Annotated in this window: 17 protein-coding genes; 5 read left to right on the forward strand and 12 right to left on the reverse strand. The window is 71.1% G+C overall.

The window, feature by feature from the left end; translation table 11 throughout:
• The first annotated feature begins 119 nt into the window (after positions 1–119).
• Both ACFY0O_RS34465 and ACFY0O_RS34470 read left to right on the forward strand, forming a co-directional pair.
• Positions 120–740 carry a DUF47 domain-containing protein gene (locus ACFY0O_RS34465; RefSeq protein ID WP_042818429.1) on the forward strand — a complete coding sequence of 207 codons (621 nt, stop codon included), beginning with the start codon at positions 120–122 and terminating at the stop codon, positions 738–740.
• 5 nt (positions 741–745) lie between these two features.
• Positions 746–1,747, forward strand: coding sequence for an inorganic phosphate transporter (locus ACFY0O_RS34470; RefSeq protein ID WP_358899097.1), 1,002 nt, complete (start codon positions 746–748; stop codon positions 1,745–1,747).
• Positions 1,748–2,005: 258 nt separating this feature from the next.
• On the opposite strand, the gene pstB is transcribed toward ACFY0O_RS34470, so the two are convergent.
• The 8 genes from pstB to mshD all read right to left on the reverse strand — a co-directional run bounded on the left by pstB (position 2,006) and on the right by mshD (position 13,536).
• A complete protein-coding gene (gene pstB, locus ACFY0O_RS34475) occupies positions 2,006–2,782 on the reverse strand; it encodes a phosphate ABC transporter ATP-binding protein PstB (protein WP_358899099.1) in 777 nt (258 codons plus the stop codon).
• Positions 2,783–2,812: 30 nt separating this feature from the next.
• Positions 2,813–3,895: a phosphate ABC transporter permease PstA gene (gene pstA / locus ACFY0O_RS34480; protein WP_388954273.1), complete on the reverse strand. Its 1,083-nt coding sequence runs from the start codon at positions 3,893–3,895 to the stop codon at positions 2,813–2,815.
• Positions 3,895–4,884 (reverse strand): phosphate ABC transporter permease subunit PstC, encoded by a 990-nt coding sequence (gene pstC / locus ACFY0O_RS34485; protein WP_388954277.1) that lies wholly within the window; start codon positions 4,882–4,884, stop codon positions 3,895–3,897. Before pstC ends, pstA begins: the two co-directional genes overlap by 1 nt.
• A gap of 175 nt (positions 4,885–5,059) precedes the next feature.
• Positions 5,060–6,199 (reverse strand): phosphate ABC transporter substrate-binding protein PstS, encoded by a 1,140-nt coding sequence (gene pstS / locus ACFY0O_RS34490; RefSeq protein WP_388954280.1) that lies wholly within the window; start codon positions 6,197–6,199, stop codon positions 5,060–5,062.
• Between the two features lie 1,581 nt (positions 6,200–7,780).
• A complete protein-coding gene (locus tag ACFY0O_RS34495; protein ID WP_388954283.1) occupies positions 7,781–8,737 on the reverse strand; it encodes a CHAD domain-containing protein in 957 nt (318 codons plus the stop codon).
• Complete coding sequence (locus tag ACFY0O_RS34500; protein WP_388954286.1) at positions 8,718–11,000, reverse strand: RNA degradosome polyphosphate kinase; 2,283 nt, start codon at positions 10,998–11,000, stop codon at positions 8,718–8,720. Before ACFY0O_RS34500 ends, ACFY0O_RS34495 begins: the two co-directional genes overlap by 20 nt.
• 193 nt (positions 11,001–11,193) lie before the next feature.
• On the reverse strand, positions 11,194–11,838 hold the full coding sequence (locus ACFY0O_RS34505) for a class I SAM-dependent methyltransferase (RefSeq protein ID WP_388954289.1): 645 nt from the start codon (positions 11,836–11,838) through the stop codon (positions 11,194–11,196).
• A gap of 762 nt (positions 11,839–12,600) precedes the next feature.
• Positions 12,601–13,536 (reverse strand): mycothiol synthase, encoded by a 936-nt coding sequence (gene mshD, locus ACFY0O_RS34510; RefSeq protein ID WP_388954292.1) that lies wholly within the window; start codon positions 13,534–13,536, stop codon positions 12,601–12,603.
• A gap of 148 nt (positions 13,537–13,684) precedes the next feature.
• Here mshD and ACFY0O_RS34515 point away from each other — a divergent pair, with 148 nt between their 5' ends.
• Positions 13,685–15,502 (forward strand): bifunctional metallophosphatase/5'-nucleotidase, encoded by a 1,818-nt coding sequence (locus ACFY0O_RS34515; RefSeq protein WP_388954295.1) that lies wholly within the window; start codon positions 13,685–13,687, stop codon positions 15,500–15,502.
• Between the two features lie 57 nt (positions 15,503–15,559).
• Here ACFY0O_RS34515 and ACFY0O_RS34520 read toward each other — a convergent pair whose 3' ends face one another.
• On the reverse strand, positions 15,560–16,348 hold the full coding sequence (locus ACFY0O_RS34520; RefSeq protein WP_388954298.1) for an alpha/beta fold hydrolase: 789 nt from the start codon (positions 16,346–16,348) through the stop codon (positions 15,560–15,562).
• Between the two features lie 124 nt (positions 16,349–16,472).
• Between ACFY0O_RS34520 and ACFY0O_RS34525 the strand changes: the two genes are divergently transcribed.
• Both ACFY0O_RS34525 and ACFY0O_RS34530 read left to right on the forward strand, forming a co-directional pair.
• Positions 16,473–17,060, forward strand: a complete 588-nt coding sequence (locus ACFY0O_RS34525) for a TetR/AcrR family transcriptional regulator (RefSeq protein ID WP_388954301.1) — start codon at positions 16,473–16,475, stop codon at positions 17,058–17,060.
• 88 nt (positions 17,061–17,148) lie between these two features.
• Positions 17,149–18,042: a phosphatidylinositol-specific phospholipase C gene (locus ACFY0O_RS34530; RefSeq protein WP_388954304.1), complete on the forward strand. Its 894-nt coding sequence runs from the start codon at positions 17,149–17,151 to the stop codon at positions 18,040–18,042.
• Here ACFY0O_RS34530 and ACFY0O_RS34535 read toward each other — a convergent pair.
• The 3 genes from ACFY0O_RS34535 to ACFY0O_RS34545 all read right to left on the reverse strand — a co-directional run bounded on the left by ACFY0O_RS34535 (position 18,022) and on the right by ACFY0O_RS34545 (position 21,535).
• On the reverse strand, positions 18,022–19,479 hold the full coding sequence (locus ACFY0O_RS34535) for a sensor histidine kinase (protein WP_388954307.1): 1,458 nt from the start codon (positions 19,477–19,479) through the stop codon (positions 18,022–18,024). The genes ACFY0O_RS34530 and ACFY0O_RS34535 overlap by 21 nt on opposite strands.
• Entirely contained in the window at positions 19,476–20,210 is a 735-nt protein-coding gene (locus tag ACFY0O_RS34540; protein WP_388954310.1) for a response regulator transcription factor, read from the reverse strand. The genes ACFY0O_RS34535 and ACFY0O_RS34540 overlap by 4 nt, the downstream gene beginning before the upstream one ends.
• A 62-nt stretch (positions 20,211–20,272) precedes the next feature.
• Entirely contained in the window at positions 20,273–21,535 is a 1,263-nt protein-coding gene (locus ACFY0O_RS34545) for a S1C family serine protease (protein WP_388954313.1), read from the reverse strand.
• Positions 21,536–21,553: the final 18 nt, after the last annotated feature.

Here is a 21,553-nt window from a genome sequence, read left to right on the forward strand (position 1 = left end):
GTGGGGCCCACTCTGCCCCCTCTGCCTGATGGAGGACACCCTGGGACGCCGGTTAGCCGTGGCCGGGGGATACGCCTAGCATCAGCCTGACCGAATCCAATGCACCCCGAGGACCCCACGTGCGATTTCGTCTGACCCCCAGGGAGACGAGCTTCTACGACATGTTCGCCGCATCCGCGGACAACATCGTCACGGGCTCGAAGCTCCTGATGGAACTGCTCGGAGCGGATCCCTCCGCCCGGGCCGAGATCGCGGAGCGGATGCGTGCGGCCGAGCACGCCGGGGACGACGCCACCCACGCGATCTTCCACCAGCTGAACTCCTCCTTCATCACGCCGTTCGACCGCGAGGACATCTACAGCCTCGCCTCGTCGCTCGACGACATCATGGACTTCATGGAGGAGGCCGTCGACCTTGTCGTCCTCTACAACGTCGAGGAGCTGCCCAAGGGCGTCGAGCAGCAGATCGAGGTCCTGGCGCGGGCGGCCGAGCTGACCGCCGAGGCCATGCCGCACCTGCGGACCATGGACAACCTCACCGAGTACTGGATCGAGGTCAACCGGCTGGAGAACCAGGCCGACCAGATCCACCGCAAGCTGCTCGCCCAGCTCTTCAACGGCAAGTACGACGCCATCGAGGTGCTGAAGCTCAAGCAGATCGTCGATGTGCTCGAAGAGGCCGCCGACGCGTTCGAGCACGTCGCGAACACGGTGGAGACCATCGCGGTCAAGGAGTCCTGAACCTCGTGGACACCTTCGCTCTGGTCGTGACCATCGGTGTCGCGCTCGGCTTCACGTATACGAACGGTTTCCACGACTCCGCGAACGCCATCGCGACCTCCGTCTCGACGCGGGCCCTGACCCCGCGCGCGGCGCTCGCGATGGCCGCGGTGATGAACCTCGCCGGTGCCTTCCTCGGCAGCGGTGTCGCCCACACGGTCAGCAAGGGCCTGATCGAGACGCCCCACGGCAACCGGGGCATGTGGATCCTCTTCGCCGCCCTCGTCGGCGCGATCGTCTGGAACCTGGTCACCTGGTACTTCGGGCTGCCCTCGTCCTCCTCCCACGCCCTGTTCGGCGGCATGGTGGGCGCGGCGCTGGCCGGCGGCATCGACGTCCTGTGGGACGGGGTGGTCGAGAAGGTCGTCATCCCGATGTTCCTGTCACCGGTCGTCGGCCTGATCGTCGGCTACCTGGTGATGGTCGCCATCCTGTGGATGTTCCGGCGCGCCAACCCGCACAAGGCCAAGCGCGGCTTCCGCATCGCGCAGACCGTCTCGGCGGCCGGCATGGCCCTCGGCCACGGCCTCCAGGACGCCCAGAAGACCATGGGCATCGTGGTGATGGCCCTGGTCATCGCCGACGTGCAGGGCGCCGACGACCCGATCCCGGTCTGGGTGAAGATCGCCTGCGCGGTGATGCTGTCGCTGGGTACCTACGCGGGCGGCTGGCGCATCATGCGCACCCTCGGCCGCAAGATCATCGAGCTGGACCCGCCGCAGGGCTTCGCGGCGGAGACCACCGGCGCGTCGATCATGTTCGCCACCGCCTTCCTCTTCAAGGCGCCGATCTCCACCACTCACGTGATCACCTCCGCGATCATGGGCGTGGGCGCCACCAAGCGGGTCAACGCGGTCCGCTGGGGCGTGGCGAAGAACATCATCCTCGGCTGGTTCATCACCATGCCGGCGGCGGCCCTGGTCGCCGCGGTCTGCTTCTGGCTCGCGGACCTGGCCTTCGTGAGCTAGCCGGGGCCCGGCGGCCTCCTGCTGGGGGTCCGGGGGTCGTCCCCCGGGTGATGCAGCATCACCATGCCGGCGGCGGCCCTGGTCGCGGCGGTCTGCTTCTGGCTCGCGGACCTGGCCTTCGTGAGCTGACGCGGACCGCACCGGTACGGAAACGGGCCGGCTCCCCCCACCCAGGGGGAGCCGGCCCTCTTTCTTTCCATCCTGCGGTGGCACCGCCATGCAGCACCGCAGGACGACCGTGCGAGCGGCCCCGGCTCTTTAGCCGAAGCGGCCCGAGATGTAGTCCTCGGTCGCCTGGACGGACGGGTTGGAGAAGATCCGGTCCGTGTCGTCGATCTCGATCAGCTTTCCGGGCTGGCCTACGGCGGCGAGGTTGAAGAAGGCGGTTCGGTCCGAGACGCGGGCCGCCTGCTGCATGTTGTGGGTCACGATGACGATCGTGAAGCGCTCCTTGAGCTCGCCGATCAGGTCCTCGATGGCGAGGGTGGAGATCGGGTCGAGGGCGGAGCAGGGCTCGTCCATCAGCAGGACCTGCGGCTCGACCGCGATGGCGCGGGCGATGCACAGACGCTGCTGCTGGCCGCCGGAGAGGCCGGAGCCGGGCTTGTTCAGGCGGTCCTTGACCTCGTTCCAGAGGTTCGCGCCCTGGAGCGAACGCTCCACGATGTCCGTGAGCTCGGACTTCTTGTAGCTGCCGTTCAGGCGCAGGCCCGCCGCCACGTTGTCGAAGATCGACATGGTGGGGAAGGGGTTCGGGCGCTGGAAGACCATGCCGACGGTGCGGCGCACCGCGACCGGGTCCACGTTCGAGCCGTACAGGTTCTCGTCGTCCAGCAGCACCTTGCCCTCGACGCGGCCGCCGGGGGTGACCTCGTGCATGCGGTTCAGGGTGCGCAGGAAGGTGGACTTACCGCAGCCGGAGGGGCCGATGAAGGCCGTCACGGAGCGGGGTTCCACGGTCATCGAGATGTCGTCGATGGCCTTGTGGGTGCCGTAGAAGGCGGAGAGGCCGCTGACGTCGATTCGCTTGGCCATGAGGGGTCACTTCGCTTTCATACAGTCGCGTCAGCGACCGGTCTTCGGGGCCTTCCAGCGGGCGATGCCGCGGGCCACCAGATTCAGGATCATGACGAAGGCGATCAGGACGAGCGCCGCGGCCCAGGCACGGTCGTAGGAGGCTTCACTGCCGACCTTGTACTGCTCCCAGATGTAGAGGGGGAGCGAGGACTGGGCACCTTCGAAGGGGTTGCCGTTGATCAGCTGCGATCCGAAGACCAGCAGCATGATCGGGGCGGTCTCGCCGGCGATGCGGGCGACGGCCAGCATGACACCGGTGGAGATGCCGCCGATGGCCGTGGGCAGGACGACCTTGAGGATCATGCGCCACTTCGGCACACCGAGGGCCAGGGCGGCCTCGCGCAGCTCGTTCGGGACGAGCTTGAGCATCTCCTCGGTGGAGCGGACCACGACCGGCATCATCAGGATCGACAGGGCCATCGCGCCGGCGAAGCCGGAGGGGCCGAAGCCGAGCATCAGGTTCCAGGTCGTCAGGATGAACAGGCCCGCGACGATGGAGGGGATGCCGGTCATGACGTCGACGAAGAAGGTGACCGCCCGGGCGAGCCGGCCCTTGCCGTACTCGACCAGGTAGACGGCGGTCAGCAGGCCGACGGGCGCCGCGATCAGGGTGGCGAGGCCGACCTGCTCCAGGGTGCCGAGCAGCGCGTGGTAGACGCCGCCGCCCTTCTCGAAGCTGGTCACGCCGTTCATGGAGTGGCTGAGGAAGTCCCCGTTGAAGGCCTTCATGCCGCGGCTGATCGTCGTCCACATCAGGGACAGCAGCGGGACGACCGCGAGGACGAAGCAGACCCAGACGACGGAGGTCGCGACGCGGTCCTTGGCCTGGCGGCGGTTCTCGACGATCGAGCTGGCCGTGTACGTGATCACGACGAACAGCAGGGCGGCGATCAGGCCCCACTGCACCTTGCTGCTCAGGTCGAAGACCAGGCCGACGACGATGCCGAGGACGGCGGAGACGGCGGCGATGCCGGCGGGCGCCCAGCGGGGCAGGCCGCCGCGGGTCAGGCCGGACGGGGCGGAGGACCGGCGGGCCGGAGCGGGCCGGTGGTCCTGGAGTGCGTGGCTCATCAGGCGTTCGCCCCCGAGAAGTCCTTGCGACGGGCGATGATCAGGCGCGCGGCGCCGTTGACCAGCAGGGTGAGCAGGAAGAGGACGAGACCGGAGGCGATGAGCGCGTCACGGCCGAACTCGGTGGCCTCGTCGAACTTCGCGGCGATGTTCTGCGCGAAGGTGCCGCCGCCCGGGTTGAGGATGTGCCCGGAGATCAGGAAGCTCGGGGAGAGGACGGTGGCCACGGCCATGGTCTCGCCGAGCGCGCGGCCGAGGCCGAGCATGGAGGCGGAGATGACACCGGAGCGGCCGAAGGGCAGCACCGACATCCGGATGACCTCCCAGCGGGTCGCGCCGAGGGCCAGGGCGGCCTCCTCGTTCATGCGCGGGACCTGGAGGAAGACCTCGCGGCTGACGCTCGTCACGATCGGCAGGATCATGATCGCGAGGAGGATTCCGACGGTGAACAGCGAGCGGGCGACGCCGACCTGGGTCTTGTCGAAGACGTAGGTCCAGCCGAGGTACTCGTCGAGCCAGAGGTTCAGCCCGTTCAGCTGCGGCACGAGGAAGAGGGCGCCCCAGATGCCGTAGATGATCGACGGCACGGCGGCCAGCAGGTCGACCACGTAGGCGAGGGGCGCGGCCAGCTTGCGCGGCGCGTAGTGCGAGATGAACAGGGCGATGCCGACGGCGATCGGAACCGCGATGGCCATCGCGATGATCGAGCTGACGACGGTGCCGAAGAGCAGGACGGCGATGCCGAAGACGGGGTGCTGGGCGGAGGCGTTCCAGTCGAAGGTGGTGAGGAAGTTCCCCTCGTTCTTCGACAGGGCGATGCCGGCCCGGTAGGTGAGGAAGGCGGCGATCGACGCCATGATCACCAGGAGCAGGATGCCGGAGCCCTTGGAGAGCCCCGCGAAGATCTTGTCACCGGCGCGGCCGGTGGACCTTCCGCTCTTGGAGACGGGCGGAGCCGTGTCTATGTGGGTGGGTGTGGTGGAAGCCATGGTCTTTCCGGTCTGTGTGGGGGGCGAGCCCCCTGGCGGCGGTGCACCGGATTCCCCCGGGGTGGAGGGGGAGGGTCCCCGGGGGGCGGCCCGCCCCTGGGGGGCGGACCGGACCTCGGGGGTCAGGGTCTGGCGGTGGAGCGGGTGGTTCTGTGGATCCGTGGAGCTTCGAGTCCTAGGCGAGGGACTTGATGACCTCGCGGACCTTGGCGTTGATCTCGGTCGGGATCGGGGCGTAGCCGTTCTCGGTGAGGGCCTTCTGGCCGGCGTCCGAGGCGGTGTACTCCAGGAAGGACTTCACGGTGCCGAGCGTCTCGGCCTTGTTGCCCTTGTCGCAGACGACCTCGTAGGTGACCAGGACGATCGGGTAGGCGCCCTCGGCCTTGGTGGCGTAGTCGAGCTTGAGGGCCAGGTCCGAGCCGGTGCCGGTGACCTTGGCGGCGGAGATGGCCTTGGAGGCGTTCTCCGGGGTGGCCTTGACCGGGGCGGAGGCGCCGGTGTTGACGTCGATCGTCTTGATGCTCTGCGAGGTGGCGTAGGAGAGCTCGAAGTAGCCGATCGCGCCGTCGACGGCCTTGACCTGGGAGGCGACACCGGCGGAGCCGGACGCGGCCTGGCCACCGGGGGCCGGCCACTTCTTGGAGGCGTCGTAGGACCAGGCGTCAGGGGCGGCGGCCTTGAGGTACTTGCCCAGGTTCTCGGTGGTGCCCGAGTCCTCGGAGCGGTGGAAGGCCTGGATGGCGGTGGAGGGAAGCGTGACGCCGGGGTTCAGCTTCTTGATCGCCTCGTCGTCCCACTTCTTGATCTTGTCGTTGAAGATGTTGGCGATCGTGGCGGCGTCGAGGTTCAGCTTGTCCACGCCGGCGACGTTGAAGCCGAGGGCGATGGGGCCGCCGACCATCGGCAGGTTGATGCCCTGGCCGCCGGTGCAGATCTTCTTCGAGTCCTCGACCTGCTCGGGCTTCAGCGCGGAGTCCGAACCGGCGAAGCCGACGGTGCCCTGGTTGAACGCGACGATGCCCTCACCGGAGGAGGAGGACTTGTAGTTCACCTCGACGCCGGAGCAGGCGGCCATGTAGTTCTTGACCCACAGGTCGACGGCGTTCTTCTGGGCGGAGGAGCCGGAGGCGAGCAGCTTGCCCTTGGCGCCGTCGCACTTGATGTCGCCGGGGGCGGGAGCCGAGGCCTTGGTGGTGCCGTCGGCGCCGGTCTTCGTGTTGTCGTCCGAGCCGCACGCCGTGAGGACCAGGGCGCCGGACACGACGAGGGCCCCGAGGGCGGAGGCACGAAGCCGGTTCTTGCGCTGAAGCTTCACTGTTCGGGTGTTCCTTCCGGGGAGCCGCCGGCCGCTTTCTGTATCGGGGCGGCGTGCGAAGAGGACTACGTGGTGGGTGGGGTGCGGGGCCGCACTTTCCGGTTCGGCTCGCACCGTGCGGTACCGAAATTAGGCAGAACAGGTGACGGGGTCGACGGGGGTTGGTGAACGGATGGTGAACCATGGCGGACGGGCGGGTGCGGATGGGGGGTTTGTACCTGGGATTAAGCGGGCGTTATCCGCCCGTTATGCCGCTGTGACCTTCCCGGGCGGGGGCGGGGGCGGGGGGAGACAGCTGGGCGGGGGTGGCTGGATCTCGCCGGTGGGGTCGGGGAGGGCGGGGTCCCGGCGGGGCGGTCTCAGGGAGGGGTTGGGGCTTTCCCGTCAGTCCCACTGTCCTTCCGGTTCGGGCCGGCCTGTCAAGGGCGCTCCCTTCGGTCGCGTCGCTGCGCGATGGCCTTCGGCCACCCTTGACAGCCCGTCCCGCCCCGGAAAGACAAGGACTGCCGGGAAACCCCCAAAGGAACGGGACGGATGTTCATGGACATGCGGCCGGATCAGGGACCAGGCGGGATGGTCGGGGGTCGGCAGACATCCCATCCGGGCCGACATGGATGCCTTTCGGGGCCGCCCTTCGCGGCAAATCGCTACGCGCTTCTCTCGTCTCAGCGTCCGGCGGCCGTCTGGGGCTGGTCCCCGCGCCAAAGGCCGACGAGATCGTCATCCGGGGCCGCCAGGCGCGGCAGATCGCTACGCGCTTCTCAAATCTCGGCGGCGAGCTGCCGTCTGGGGCTGGTACCTGCACCGAATGACGAACAGGGCGGCATCCGGGGCCCTCAGGCGCGGCAGATCGCTACGCGCTCCTCGAATCTCGGCGTCGAACCGCCGTCCGGGGCTGGTGACGGCACCAAAAGCCGATCCGCAGAGCATCCCGGCCCAAGAGGGCCGCCGGACGCCGAGAAAAGGGGAGCGCGTAGCGATCTGGCGCGCCGGAGGGTGGCTGATGGTCCTTCTGTCGGCATCTGGCTACAGCAGCGGCCCCAGGCGGGCAGCAGACGCTGAGACGGGAGGAGCGCGTAGCGATCTGATGCGCCTGGCGGCTTCGGATGACGATCCCGTCGGCCTTTGGTGCGGGGATCAGCCCCAGACGGCCGCCGGACGCCGAGATCGGAGAAGCGCGTAGCGATCTGGGGCGCCCACCGGCCCCGGATGACGAATCCGTCGTCCTTCGGCGACAGCAGCACTCCCAGACGGGGCGCAGACGCTGAGAAATGAGAAGCGCGTAGCGATCTAGCGCGAAGGGCGGCCCCGAAAGGCATCCAGGGGAGCCGGATGGTCAAGGTACATCCGTCCCGTTCCTTTGGGGGTTTCCCGGCAGTCCTTGTCTTTCCGGGGCGGGACGGGCTGTCAAGGGTGGCCGAAGGCCATCGCGTAGCGACGCGACGAAGGGAGCGCCCTTGACAGGCCGGCCCGAACCGGAAGGACAGTGGGACTGGCGGGAAAGCCCCAACCCCTCTCTGAGACCGCCCGCCGGGGTCCCGACCCTTCCCCACCCCGGTCCGCTGTTCAGTCCCGCCCCCCTCACGACACCGCCGCCGCCGGTTCCCACAGGGTGTGGAAGGTGAGGCGGCTGGCTTCCACCGCGTGGCGTTGGTCGGCGTGCAGGACGCCCAGGGCGTAGGCCGTCGCCGGGGCGATGCGCGGGGTGCGGGCGGCCGTCGCCGAGGCGGTGGCCGCCTCCGCGGCGTCGCGGTGCTGGTTCAGGGCCCCGCTCGCGGCCGCCAGGCGCGGGGCGTGGTCCCCCAGGGCCTCACGGGCGTAGCGGTGCACGCGCAGCAGGCGGCGTACCTCGTGCCAGGCGGCGTCCGCGTGCGCCGAGTACGGGGCGGAGGCGTCCGCGACGGGCAGGGCCGTGACCGCCGTCTCCAGGCGGGTGCGGGCCACCTCCGCGAGCGGGGTGAGGACGTCGTCCACCGGTCCGCTCGCCGCCACCGGGTCCAGCGGGACCTCCGAGGCCAGTACCGCCACCGCGTCCGCCACCGCGTGGAACCGGGCCGAGCCCAGCGCCTGCAGGGTCGCCGAGTGCGCCCGGGTACGGGCCAGGGTGAGCTGGCGTTCCAGCAGGGCGCCCGCGCGCGCCGAGCCGACGGTCAGCGCGCCCGCGGCACTGCCGCGCGGCGCCGGGACCTCCGGGGAGGCCGAGAGCCGTTGCAGGGCCTCCATCAGGCGCGACAGCCGGGCCGCGTACGCGTGCTCGTCGGCCAGGGTGGAGGACAGCCAGACGAGCTCCGTGCGCAGCGGGTCCGCCCAGCTCGCCTGGGTGACGACCCGGAAGGTGCTCAGGGACGAGGCGATGCGGCGCGCGGCCCCCCGCAGGCCGTGCGCCGCCTCCGTCTCTTCCCGCGGATCGGGGCCGCCCGCCGCGCCCGCGGCGCCCGCGTCATGCAGGCGCAGCGCGCGCAGGAAAGCGGTGGCCTGGGAACGCAGGTAGACGGCGAGCACGTCACCTGCGGTCGGGTCATGGTTTGGCTGAGCCACGCCGGCGCCTCCGCGCGTCTATGAGCATCTCCTGTACGTGCCGCAGCGGCTGGCCTTCGGCGTCGGTGCTGTGCCGGGTCCATTCGCCGTCCGGGCCCAGGTGCCAGGAGGAGGTGGCGTCGGACATGCCGGTCTCCAGCATCCGGTCCAGTGCCGCGCGGTGGCTGGGGTCGGTGACCCTGACCAGTGCCTCGATGCGGCGGTCGAGGTTGCGGTGCATCATGTCGGCGCTGCCGATCCACACCTCGGGTTCGCCGCCGTTGCCGAAGGCGAAGACCCGGGAGTGTTCCAGGAAGCGGCCGAGGATCGAGCGGACGCGGATGTTCTCCGACAGCCCCGGGACCCCGGGGCGTACGGCGCAGATGCCGCGCACCCAGATGTCGATCGGGACGCCCGCCTGGGAGGCCCGGTAGAGGGCGTCGATGAGGGCCTCGTCGACGATCGAGTTCATCTTCAGCCGGACGGACGCCGGGCGGCCGGACCGGTGGTGGTCGGCCTCCTTGTCGATGCGCGCTATGAGCCCGTCGCGCAGGGACTTGGGGGCGGTCAGCAGCCGGCGGTAGGTCTCGCGGCGGGAGTAGCCGGAGAGCCGGTTGAAGAGGTCGGAGAGGTCCGCGCCGACCTGCGGGTCGGCGGTGAGCAGGCCGAGGTCCTCGTACAGGCGGGCGGTCTTGGGGTGGTAGTTGCCGGTGCCGACGTGGCTGTAGCGGCGCAGGGTCTCGCCCTCCTGGCGGACCACGAGCGACAGCTTGCAGTGGGTCTTGAGGCCGACCAGGCCGTAGACCACGTGGCAGCCGGATTCCTCCAGCTTGCGCGCCCACTTGATGTTGGCCTGCTCGTCGAAACGGGCCTTGATCTCGACGAGGACGAGGACCTGCTTGCCGGATTCGGCGGCGTCGATCAGGGCGTCGACTATGGGGGAGTCGCCGGAGGTGCGGTACAGCGTCTGCTTGATCGCGAGGACGTCGGGGTCGGCGGCGGCCTGTTCCAGGAAGGCCTGGACCGAGGTCGAGAAGCTGTCGTACGGGTGGTGGAGCAGCACGTCGCGTTCGCGCAGGGCGGCGAAGATGTCGGGCGCGGACGCGGACTCCACCTCGGCGAGGTCACGGTGGGTGCCGGCGACGAACTTGGGGTACTTGAGCTCGGGCCGGTCGAGGGAGGAGATCCCGAAGAGGGCCGTCAGGTCGAGGGGGCCGGGCAGCGGGTACACCTCGGCGGCGGAGACCTTGAGCTCCTGGACGAGGAGGTCCAGGACGCCGGGGTCGATGGACTCCTCGACCTCCAGGCGCACGGGCGGGCCGAAGCGGCGCCGCATGAGTTCCTTCTCCAGGGCCTGGAGGAGGTTCTCGGCGTCGTCCTCCTCGACCTCCAGGTCCTCGTTGCGGGTCACGCGGAACATGTGGTGCGCGAGCACCTCCATGCCGGGGAACAGCTCCTCCAGGTGCGCGGCGATGACGTCCTCCAGCGGGACGTAGCGCTGCGGGGAGGCCTCCAGGAACCGCGACAGCAGCGGCGGCACCTTGACGCGGGCGAAGTGGCGGTGCCCGCTGACGGGGTTGCGCACGACGACGGCCAGGTTCAGGGACAGGCCGGAGATGTACGGGAAGGGGTGCGCGGGGTCCACGGCCAGCGGGGTGAGCACCGGGAAGATCTGGTTGCGGAACAGGGTGAAGAGGCGCGCCTGCTCCTTCTCCGTGAGGTCGGGCCACCGGATGAGGTGGATGCCCTCCTCGGCGAGCTGGGGGGCGATGTCCTGCTGGTAGCAGGCGGCGTGCCGGGCCATGAGCTCGCGGGAGCGGGTCCAGATGAGGTCGAGGACTTCGCGGGGCTGGAGGCCGGAGGCGGAACGGGTGGCGACGCCGGTCGCGATGCGGCGCTTGAGGCCGGCGACGCGGACCATGAAGAACTCGTCCAGGTTGCTCGCGAAGATCGCGAGGAAGTTCGCGCGTTCCAGCAGCGGGGTGCTGGGATCCTCGGCCAGCTCCAGCACGCGTTCGTTGAAGGCCAGCCAGCTGCGCTCCCGGTCGAGGAACCGGTTGGCGGGCAGTTGCCCGTCGTCGTCCTTGTCCTCGTACGCGTCGAGGTCGGCGTCGAGGTCGGGGTCGAGGGGGCGGTGGGCGGCTATGGAGCCGAGGCGCGATTTCGCCGGCGCCTTTTCCTCCGCCTTGGTCCGTGTCGTGGAGGCGGAGGAGACCGCGGCGGAGGTGTGAGACGGGTGCTGGGCGGGGACCTCGGTGGGGCCTGCGCTGGGCTGGTGGCTCATACCTCTATTCTTCCGCGCGCGGGGTAGGACAGGCGCGTCGGAAGTGTCCGCGGTCAGGCGGAGTCGGGGCTGCATGCCGGGAGGTTCGCAAGCGCGTCTGAATGCCCGGTTAATGGCGTATGGCTTCCAGGCTCCGCGTGTGGGCAGGATTCCCCCGCCCCCGCCGCCGTACGGCCGTGTGGGTGGCCGCGGGCTACGGGCGGTGCCAGGTGAGCGTGTACCGCCAGAACAGCCGCCGGCGCAGCCGGGCGCCGGGCAGCGTGCGGCGGGCCTCGCGGACGATCTCGGCGAAGGTCGTCTCCGCCGGGCGGGTCGGGGCGGTCATGGAGACGGGCCGGGGCCGTTTCCGCCCGCGGTTCTTCACCCAGGCCATGGCGACGTTCGCTGGTACGGCGGCGGCGCCGATCAGATGATCGCTCCAGGTCCGCGGGCGGTACAGCCCGACGACGACCAGGGTTCCGCCGGGCGCGAGGCACTCCCGGAGCCGGGCGAGGCCGTCTCCGATCGGCATGTGGTGGACGGCGGCCACACAGGTGACGACGTCGTAGGGCCCGCCCTGCACGCCCTCCAGCACGTCCCCGACCCCGAAGACCACGGGCGCCGCCGCGTCGGTGAGCTCCCGCGCCCGTCCGACGATCCCGGCATCCACGTCGATCCCCCGTACCGCCCGCGCCCGCGAGGCCAGCAGCCGCGCGAGCTCCCCACTGCCGGCCCCGACGTCCAGGGCGCTACCGAAGCGCGGGGGCAGCCGGCGCAGGATCCACCGGTGGTACTGAGCGTTGTGGTCCCAAGGCCGGCCTGCGTGGAACCGTGCAAGTGCGCGAACGAAGCGGTTCATCCCCCGAGTCCACCAGACCACCCCCCGGCGGTCCCAACGCCCCAGACGGCCGCCGGACGCCGAGAAGGGAGAAGCGCGTGGCGATCTGTCGCGCCTGGGTGCTCCGCAGGCCGGTCGGTTCGTCATTTGGTGCGGGTATCAGCCCCAGGCGGCCGCCGGACGCCGAGGAAAGAGGAGCGCGTAGCGATCTGTCGCGCTCACCCGCCCCGGAGGCCGATCTCGTCGTCCTTTGGCGACAGCAGTAACCCCCGGACGGGCGGCGGACGCCGAGAGGCGAGAAGCGCGTAGCGATCTGATGCGGAGGGCAGCGCCGCTTGCTGTTTGGGGCGGCTCGGATGCCCGGCCTGCCGGCCCCCGACCGCCCCGGCTCATCGCTGAGGGAGCCGGATGGTCAAGGTAGGACCGTGCCGTTCCTTTGGGGGTTTCCCGGCAGTCCTTGTCTTTCCGGGGCGGGCCGGTCTGTCAAGGGTGGCCGAAGGCCATCGCGGAGCGACGCGACCGGAGGGAGCGCCCTTGACTGGCCGGCCCGAGCCGGAAGGACAGTGGGACTGACGGGAAACCCCCAAGGCATCCCTGAGCCCGCTGAGAGGGGTCCCGCCCCTCCCCGTCCCGGCTCGCCGGCCGCTACCGCCGGGCGGTGTACCGTCCCCACCCCACCGGCCGCACCCGGGGAGGCGGGTGGGCAGACACCGACCCGCCCCCGACCCCTCGAGGGGGAGATGACGGGTCCGCGCCCCGAGCCCCCCGCGCCCCCGGCCCCCCTCAGCTCTCCGTGCGGTACATCAGGTCCACCTCGTGCGTCGTGAAGCCGAGCCCCTCGTACACCGCCAGGGCCGCCGGGTTGTCGGCGTCGACGTAGAGCATCGCCGTCGGGAGGCCCGACTCCGCCAGGTGGTGGAGGCCGATGGCGGTGAGGGCCTTGCCGAGGCCGCCGCCCTGGGCGCCCGGGCGGACTCCGACGACGTAGACCTCGCCGAGCTGTTCCTCGGCGTGGACCTTCGTCCAGTGGAATCCGACCAGTTCGCCCTCCCGCTCCGCCAGGAAGAATCCCTTGGGGTCGAACCACGGCTGCGCCATGCGGTCGTCGAGGTCGCGCTGCGTCAGCGAGCCCTGCTCCGGGTGGTGGGCGAAGGCGGCGGCGTTGGCGGCGAGCCAGGCGGCGTCGTCCTGTCCGGGGACGAAGGTGCGGACGGTCACCCCGGCGGGCAGGGCAGGGTCCGGCAGCGGGGGTGAGGCCGGGCCCAGGGGGCGGCGCAGCTGGCGGAGTTCGCGGAACAGGGTCAGGCCGAGGACCTGCGCGAGGTGCCGGGCGGCGGACTTGCCGCCGTGGGCCCACACCCGGATCCGCTTGCCGGAGGCGTTCAGCAGGGCGGTGCCCAGCGCGCGCCCGTGGCCGCGGCCGCGCAGGGCGGGGTGGACGACGAGCTCGGCGGCGGGGGCCTCCACCGGGTCGGTGTCCTCCAGTTGTCCGTACGCGACGAGCCGTCCCTCGGCGGTGGCCAGGAAGTGGCGGATGCCCTCGCGGGGGCCGCCGCGCAGCTGGAGGCGGCCCTGCTCGGAGACGGCGGTGGTGCCGTCGGTGCGGGCCGCCTCGTGGATCAGGTCGAGGACCGCCCCGGCCTGTTCCTCCGTCAGTTCGTCGAGGATCTCGATGTGCCGTCCCGGCTCGACGGCCGTCGCTGCGTCTGCGTCAGTCATGTTCCGAGCCTACGACCGACACAGCCCGACCCGCCCGACGGCTGCGCGTAACCAGCTCGCAACCGGTACCCCCCTGTTGGTGCTACGCGCGTTGACCATAGGCTGCGGGTCACCTCCCAGTTGTCTCGCTGTCCAAAAAGGGGAACAGATGTCAGCGAAGCCACAACGGCACCGCACGGCGCGCCGGTTGACCTTCGGCGCCCTCGCCCTCACCGCGGGCGCCGGTGCGATGATCGCCGCCGCGCTGCCCGCAGGTGCCGCGAGTGGCGGCGTTCCGGTCGCCAAGGGCCGGACCGTCGACGTACAGATGCTGTCGTTCAACGACTTCCACGGCACGCTGGAGCCCCCGCAGGGCTCCTCGGGCACGGTCGCGGAACTGCAGGCTGACGGCACCACCAAGTCCATACCCGCGGGCGGCGTCGAGTACCTGGCGTCGGGTCTGCGCGAGGCCCGCAAGGGCCACGAGTACTCCGTCACGGCCGCGGCCGGCGACATGATCGGCGGCAGCCCGATGCTGTCCGGTCTCTTCCACGACGAGCCGACCGTCGAGGCGCTGGACAAGCTGAAGCTCGACGTGACGAGCGTGGGCAACCACGAGTTCGACGAGGGGAAGAACGAGCTCCGCCGGATGCAGTACGGCGGCTGTCACCCGGTTGAAGGCTGCTTCGAGTACGGCAAGACGTACGACGGAGCGGACTTCAAGTACCTCGCCGCGAACGTGACGGACGAGAAGACCAAGCGTCCGCTGATGTCGCCCACCTTCGTCTGGAAGAAGGGGGACGTGAAGATCGGCTTCATCGGCGTCACCCTGGAGGGCACCCCGGACGTCGTCACGGCCGACGGCGTGAAGGGCCTCAAGTTCGGCGACGAGGTCGAGACGATCAACAAGTACGCCGCCGAGCTGGACAAGCAGGGCGTGAAGTCGATCGTGGCGCTGATCCACGAGGGCGGTCTGCCGGCGAGCGGCGCGTACAACTACGACTGCAACGTGCCGGGTGCCGGCGCGGGCATCTCGGGTGCGATCGTCGACATCGCGAAGAACGTGAGCCCGAAGGTCGACGCGCTGGTGACGGGCCACACCCACCAGGCGTACTCGTGCAACATCCCCGACCCGGCGGGCAACCCGCGCACGGTCACCTCGGCCGCCTCCTACGGCCGCTTGTTCACGGACACCACGCTGACGTACGACAAGGCGACCAAGGACATCGTCCGTACGCCGGTGCAGTCGCCGAAGCCGGTGAACAAGGTCGTCACCCGGGACCTGCCGAAGGCCCCGGACATGACCGAGCTGATCGACCGCTGGAAGAAGCTGGCGGCCCCGGTCGCCAACCGTCCGATGGGCTACATCTCCGCGGACATCGCGGGCCGCGGCTCGGAGGCCCCGGAGAAGCCGCTCGGCGACCTGATCGCCGACGCCCAGCTGGACGCGACCTCCGCGGCCGACAAGGGCGGGGCGCAGCTGGCGATCATGAACCCGGGCGGCATCCGTGCCGACCTGGCGTACAAGGCGGCCGCTGACGAGGGCGACGGTGTCGTGACGTACGGCGAGTCGTACACGGTGCAGCCGTTCAACAACCTGCTGAACGTGGTGGACCTGACCGGCGCGCAGCTGGTCACGGCGCTCCAGCAGCAGGTCAGCGGCCCGGTCAACGGCCCGAACCCGAAGATCCTTCAGGTCTCGAAGGGCTTCACCTACACCCTGGACCTGACGAAGTCGGGCGCGGACCGGATCGTCGTGGACTCGGTGAAGCTGAACGGCGTGGCGATCGACCCGGCGAAGACCTACCGGGTCGTGATGAACGAGTTCCTGGCGGGCGGCGGTGACGGCTTCACCGTCCTGAAGGACCACAAGAACAAGCTGGTCGGCGTGCCGGACCTGGAGGCGTTCAACGCCCTCCTGGCGAAGTCGACGGCGGCGGCGCCGATCGCGCCGCCGGCGGCGAACCGGATCACGGTCGTCAAGTAACACCTGAAGGGCGAGAGGGGCGGCGGGCCGGAAGGCGCGCCGCCCCTCCCGTGCGTCTCAGGCGACTTCGGCCAGGTACTTCGCCACGGCCGCGTGGAAGCCCTCCGGGTCGGTGAAGGGGACGAAGTGGTCCCCGTCGAGGGTGGTGTACGCGGTGCCGGGGCGGCGGGCGACCATGGCGTCGGCGACCTCCTGGCTGAGGGCCTGGCTGTGGGTGGCGCGGATCAGCAGGGCCGGGCAGGTGCCGGTCAGCCAGGTGTCCCAGTGGTCGCCGTTGCAGGCGCGGATGGAGTCGAGCATGTCCTGGCCGTGGAAGGCGAGCCGCCAGCCGTCGCCGCCGGGCAGGGGGCGGACGCCGTCGGCGACGAAGGGCAGGGCGGCGGGGTCGACGGCGGCGAGGAGTTCCTCGCGGGTGGGGGCGGTGTAGGGGAGCGCGCCCAGGAAGTCGAACCACTGGGGGCCGTCGGGCACGTTGATGTCGACGGTGGCGTCGACGCCGATGAGGACGCCGATCCGGTCGGGGTGGGCGGCGGCCAGGTGGTAGGCGTTGAGTCCGCCGAGGGAGTAGCCGAGGAGGGCGACCGGTTCGGTGAGGCCGAGGTGGTCGAGGAGGGCGACGGCGTCGGCGACGTAGCCCTCGCGGCGGTAGTGCGGGGCCCGGTCGGAGTCGCCGTGGCCGCGCTGGTCGGGGGCGATGACCCGCCACTGGTCGCCGAGGGCGGCGGCCAGGCCGGTGAAGGCGGCGGCTTCGGACATGCCGCCGTGGAGGGCGAGCAGCGGGCGGCCGGTGCCGCCGAAGTCCAGGTACGACAGCGTGCGTCCGTCGATGTCCAGCGTGTGGCGCATGGTTCGGCTCTCCCCGTTCTCGGTGGTGCGCGGTGACGGCTTCAGCCTGCCATCGGTTGGGCAAGTGCGCAATACATACGTGTAGGGCGACCGCCCAAAATCCTGCCCCGGCTACGATCCCGGCATGGGAAATCGCGAGGACCTGCTGGCCGGAGCGCGCCGCTGCCTGGAGGAGAAGGGCTACCTGCGCACGACCGTGCGCGACATCGCTTCGGCGGCCGGGGTGAGCATGGCCGCGATCGGCTACCACTTCGGCTCCCGCGAGGTGCTCCTCAACCAGGCGCTGTTCGCCGCCATGGAGGAGTGGGCCGCCGGCGCCGGGCGGCTCACCGGGCAGGGCGACACCGCCGAGGAGCGCTACGCCGACACCTGGGACCGCAAGATCCGTGACTTCGGCGAGATGAGCTGGCTCTGGACCGCCTCCGTCGAGGCCTTCGTCCACGCGCGGTCCTCGCCCGAACTCCTCGCGATCCTCGCCGAGGGCCAGCGCCGCAACCGGCGCATGGTCGCCGCGGCCCTGCGCGGGGTGCCGGAGGGGGCGGTCACGGAGGAGGACGTCCGCTCCCTCGGCTCCCTGCACATCGCCCTGCTGAGCGGGGTCATGGTGCAGGTCCTCACCGACCCGGAGCACGCCCCCACGGGCGCGGACCTCGCCCAAGGGCTGCGCACCATGGTCGAGTTGCTCGGAAAACCGGTCCGTACCGACGGGTAGTAAGCGCACGCTCCGCACGCCATAATCCGGTCCGGCCACCACGGCCGAACGCACGGACGACGACCGGATCGCGGAGCGAGGAGCGGGCATGGCACTGGACCGACGGACCTTCCTGACCGGCGCACTGGCGGCGGGCGCGGCGACCGCCCTCGCCACCACCGCCCCCGCACACGCCGTCACCAGAGCCCCGGCCGCCACCAGAACCCTCGGCAGCCAGGACTGGATGGCCGGCCTCGCCGACTCCACCGCCCTCCAGCGCATGACCATCCCCGGCACCCACGACTCCGGTGCCACCAAGGGCGGTCTCTACGTCGCCTGCCAGAACACCTCCATCGCCGAGCAGCTCGACTCCGGCATCCGCTTCCTCGACGTCCGCTGCCGGGTGACGGGCGGCTCGTTCGCCATCCACCACGCGGCGTTCTTCCAGGACCTGATGTTCGGGGACGTCCTCGTGGCCTGCTGGAACTTCCTCGCCGCGCACCCCTCCGAGACCGTCCTGATGCGCGTGAAGCAGGAGTACTCCACCGAGAGCGACGCCACCTTCCGCGCCGTCTTCGACGACTACCTCGACCACCGCGGCTGGCGCCCGCTCTTCCGCATCGCCGACACCCTGCCCACCCTCGGCCAGGCCCGCGGCAGGGTCGTCCTCCTCGCCGACAACGCCGGCCTGCCGGGCCTGCGCTACGGCGACGGCGGCGTCTTCGACATCCAGGACGACTACAACACCGAGCCCTTCGCCAAGCGCGGCCGCATCGAGGACCAGTTCCGCAAGGCCGTCCAGCAGCCCGGCAAGCTCTTCGTGAACTACACCAGCACCGCCGCCTACATGCCCCCGCGCTGGAACTCCGACCGGCTCAACCCGCAGGTCCACGCCTTCGTCGACGGGGCCGAACTGACCGGCCGGAGCGGTCTGGGCATCGTCCCGATGGACTTCCCCAACACCCGCTCCGGCCTGGTCGCCTCACTGATCCGGCACAACTGACGCCCGCGCCTGCGGCTGCTCGGAGGGCGGCGGCGCCGGCGCGCCCGGGATGCGCAGCACCGCCTCCGTGCCGCCCGCCCCGTCCGCCGCCGCCCGCAGCTCGGCGGTGCCGCCCGAGCGGGCGGCCGTACGGGCCACGATGGACAGGCCCAGCCCGCTGCCGGGCAGGGCCCGGGCGGACTCGGAGCGCCAGAACCGTTCGAAGACGTACGGGAGGTCCTCGGCCGGGATCCCGGGCCCGTGGTCGCGCACCGTCAGCTCGCCCGCGCACAGCCCGACCGCTACCACCCCGCCGGGCGGGCTGAACTTCACGGCGTTGTCCAGCAGGTTGACCACGGCCCGCTCCAGCGCGGCCGCCTCGCCCCGCACGTACCAGGGCCGCAGATCCGCCTCGAACCGCAGCTCGGGACCGCGCAGCCGGGCCCGGGACAGGGCCGTCCCGGCGATCTCGTGCAGGGCCACCACCCCCAGGGGGGCGTGCGGGGCGGCGTCGGGGCGGGACAGCTCCTGGAGGTCCCCGATCAGCGAGGCCAGCTCCGTCATCTGCGCCTTCACCGAGGCCAGCAGCTCCCGGCGGTCCTCGGCCGGGATGGCCCGGCCGGTCTCCTCACTGCGCGCGAGCAGCTCGATGTTGGTGCGCAGCGAGGTCAGCGGGGTCCGCAGCTCGTGCCCGGCGTCCGCGATCAGCTGGGCCTGCCGCTCCTGCGAGGAGGCCAGGGCCGCCGTCATGGAGTTGAACGACCGCGACAGTCGGGCGATCTCGTCGTCGCCCTCCTCCGGGATCCGGACGGTGAGGTCCTCGGTGCGGGCGATGTGCTCGACCACCCCGGTGAGCTCGTCCACCGGCCGCAGCCCGGTACGGGCCACCCACAGCCCCGCCGCGCCCGCCCCGACCACACCGATGCCGGAGACCAGCAGCAGCACCCAGGCCAGCGTGGAGAGGGGCCGTTCGATGTCGGCGAGGGGCTTGGCGATGGAGACCCCGAAGGACGCGCCGTTGGTGAGGCGCTTGTTGATCGTGTAGACGCGCATCTTGGTGCCGTCGGCGGTCGTCGCGTCGTGCAGCGTCTTGGCGCTCAGGCCCGCCGCGACGGCTTTGTCCGTCCCGGAGACCGGCAGGTCGGTGCGTCCGCTCACCAGACAGCGGATGCCGTCCGCGGTGACGATCTGCACGGTCGGGCCGAGCTCCTCGGCGATGTTCGGCAGCCCCGGGGCCGGGCGGGTCACGCAGCCCCTGTTGTTCAGGGTGCTGACCACCTGCTCGTCGGGCTGCGTGGACAGCAGGGACTGGTTCAGCTGCTCGTTCAGCTGCGCCCGCACCATCACCCACGACACCCCCGCCACCGCCGCGACCGCCACCGCGACCGCGACGGTCACCAGCAGCGCCAGCCGCGAGCGCAGAGGCAGGGCGCGGAACCGGGCGGCGGGACCGGTCATTCGGGCCCGCCCTCACCGGCGCGCAGCACGTACCCGACCCCGCGCACGGTGTGCACCAGGCGCGGCTCGCCGCCCGCCTCGGTCTTGCGGCGCAGGTACATCACGTACACGTCGAGGGAGTTGGAGCTGGGCTCGAAGTCGAAGCCCCAGACGGTCTTGAGGATCTGCTCGCGGGTCAGGACCTGGCGCGGGTGCGCGAGGAACATCTCCAGCAGGGTGAACTCCGTACGCGTCAGCTCGACGGGCCGCCCGCCGCGGACGACCTCGCGGGTGGCGAGGTCCATGCGCAGGTCGCCGAAGGTCAGCACGTCCTCGGGCTGCGCCGGGCCGGAGGCGGGGGCGGCGTAGGAGCTGCGGCGCAGCAGGGCGCGGACGCGGGCGAACAGCTCGTCGAGCTCGAAGGGCTTGACGAGGTAGTCGTCGGCGCCCGCGTCGAGGCCGGTGACGCGGTCGCCGACGGTGTCGCGGGCGGTCAGCATCAGGATCGGGGTGACACTGCCGCCGGCGCGCAGCCGGCGGGCCGCCGTCAGGCCGTCCATGCGGGGCATCTGGATGTCGAGGACGATCAGCTCGGGGGCGTACGAGGCCGCCTGGTCGAGGGCGTCGATGCCGTCGACGGCGGTCCGTACGTCGTACCCCTCGAAGGCGAGGCTGCGGCGCAGGGCCTGGCGCACGGCCGGCTCGTCGTCGACGACGAGGATCCGCTGCGGGTCGCCTTCGGCGGGATTCATTCGGGGCCCCCAGGGTGGTGGTCGGGCGGGACGGGTCCGGGCGCCCGTCCCGTTCCAGGGTCTCAGAAGGACGGGAGGGAGATGCCGAACCCGTTGCCGTTGCCGCTGCGGCCGTTCCCGTTCCCGGTTCCGTTCCCGTCGGAGCTGGTGCCGGATCCGCTGCCGCCCTTGCGGAGGTTGGCGAGGTCGGCCTTGACGGTGTTGACGGGGATGGCGAAGCCGAGGCCGACGCTGCCGGCGCTGGAGCTGTCGTTGGACGGGGAGAAGATCGCGGACGGCATCCCGACGATCTCGCCGTTCATGTTGACGAGGGCGCCGCCGGAGTTGCCGGGGTTGAGGGAGGCGTCGGTCTGGATGGCCTTGTAGGAGGTGGTGTTCGACCCGGTGTCGCCGTTGAACTGCTGCCCGTCGTACGAGAACGGCCAGCCGCCGCCTCCGCCGCCCTGGCGGCGCTGCGGCTGCTGCTGCTCCTCGGACTTGGGCACGTTCACCTCGCGGTCGAGCGCGGAGACGATGCCGCTGGTGACGGTGCCGGTGAGGCGGTCGGGGGAGCCGATGGCGACGACCTGGTCGCCGACCTTGAGGTTGTCGGAGTTGCCGAGCTTGGCGGGCTTGAGGCCGCTCGCCCCCTGGAGCTTGATCAGGGCGAGGTCCTTGGCGGGGTCGGTGCCGACGGTCTTGGCGGTGTACTTCTTGCCGTCGCTCATCGTCACCTGGATCTCGGTGGCGCCGCTGACGACGTGGTTGTTGGTGACGATCTCGCCGTCGGCGGTGACGACGATGCCGGAGCCGGTGCCCTGGCCGGAGCCGGTGCGGGTGTCGATGCGGACGACGGAGGGGCTGACCTGTTCGGCCACGCCGGAGACGGTGCCGTTGCTGGACTGGGAGACGTTGGTGCCGGTGAAGCCGGCTCCGGGGGTTCCGTTCTGCCCGAGGAACTGCTGCACGGCGGCGGCCGTCCCGCCGCCCACCACGGCCGCCGCGAGGGCGACGGCGGTGAGGAGCGCGACGGGGCGCTTGGCCCGGGGGGCCGGGGCGGCGGGGGCCGCGTCGCCCCAGTGGGCCCAGCCGCCGTTGCCGCCGTTGCCGTCGCTGCCGTCTCCGGCCGGGACGACAGTCTGCGCCGGGGGCTGGTGGGCCTCGTGCCATCCCGGGGCGGGGGCGGCCGGGGGGTACGCGGGCGGGGGCGGGTAGGACCCGCCGTCGCCCATCGCGTCCCGGGCCAGCCGGTCACGTCCGCGCTGCCACTGCTCGCCGAAGGGCGAGTGCGGGGCCTGGCGGTTCTCCTGCGGGTACTCGCCTTCGCGGCGGAAGCTGTCGGTCATGTCTATGACTCTGTCCGC

It is taken from the genome of Streptomyces sp. NPDC001594, from assembly GCF_042893675.1.
GTDB lineage: Bacteria > Actinomycetota > Actinomycetes > Streptomycetales > Streptomycetaceae > Streptomyces.

Excerpts from the sequence above, each read along its gene's own strand:
- pstB (WP_358899099.1), bottom strand. The coding sequence starts at position 2,782 with ATGGCCAAGCGAATCGACGTCAGCGGCCTCTCCGCCTTCTACGGCACC.
- pstA (WP_388954273.1), bottom strand. The coding sequence starts at position 3,895 with ATGAGCCACGCACTCCAGGACCACCGGCCCGCTCCGGCCCGCCGGTCC.
- pstC (WP_388954277.1), bottom strand. The coding sequence starts at position 4,884 with ATGGCTTCCACCACACCCACCCACATAGACACGGCTCCGCCCGTCTCC.
- ACFY0O_RS34500 (WP_388954286.1), bottom strand. The coding sequence starts at position 11,000 with ATGAGCCACCAGCCCAGCGCAGGCCCCACCGAGGTCCCCGCCCAGCAC.
- ACFY0O_RS34505 (WP_388954289.1), bottom strand. The coding sequence starts at position 11,838 with ATGAACCGCTTCGTTCGCGCACTTGCACGGTTCCACGCAGGCCGGCCT.
- mshD (WP_388954292.1), bottom strand. The coding sequence starts at position 13,536 with ATGACTGACGCAGACGCAGCGACGGCCGTCGAGCCGGGACGGCACATC.
- ACFY0O_RS34515 (WP_388954295.1), top strand. The coding sequence starts at position 13,685 with ATGTCAGCGAAGCCACAACGGCACCGCACGGCGCGCCGGTTGACCTTC.
- ACFY0O_RS34520 (WP_388954298.1), bottom strand. The coding sequence starts at position 16,348 with ATGCGCCACACGCTGGACATCGACGGACGCACGCTGTCGTACCTGGAC.
- ACFY0O_RS34525 (WP_388954301.1), top strand. The coding sequence starts at position 16,473 with ATGGGAAATCGCGAGGACCTGCTGGCCGGAGCGCGCCGCTGCCTGGAG.
- ACFY0O_RS34530 (WP_388954304.1), top strand. The coding sequence starts at position 17,149 with ATGGCACTGGACCGACGGACCTTCCTGACCGGCGCACTGGCGGCGGGC.
- ACFY0O_RS34535 (WP_388954307.1), bottom strand. The coding sequence starts at position 19,479 with ATGACCGGTCCCGCCGCCCGGTTCCGCGCCCTGCCTCTGCGCTCGCGG.
- ACFY0O_RS34540 (WP_388954310.1), bottom strand. The coding sequence starts at position 20,210 with ATGAATCCCGCCGAAGGCGACCCGCAGCGGATCCTCGTCGTCGACGAC.
- ACFY0O_RS34545 (WP_388954313.1), bottom strand. The coding sequence starts at position 21,535 with ATGACCGACAGCTTCCGCCGCGAAGGCGAGTACCCGCAGGAGAACCGC.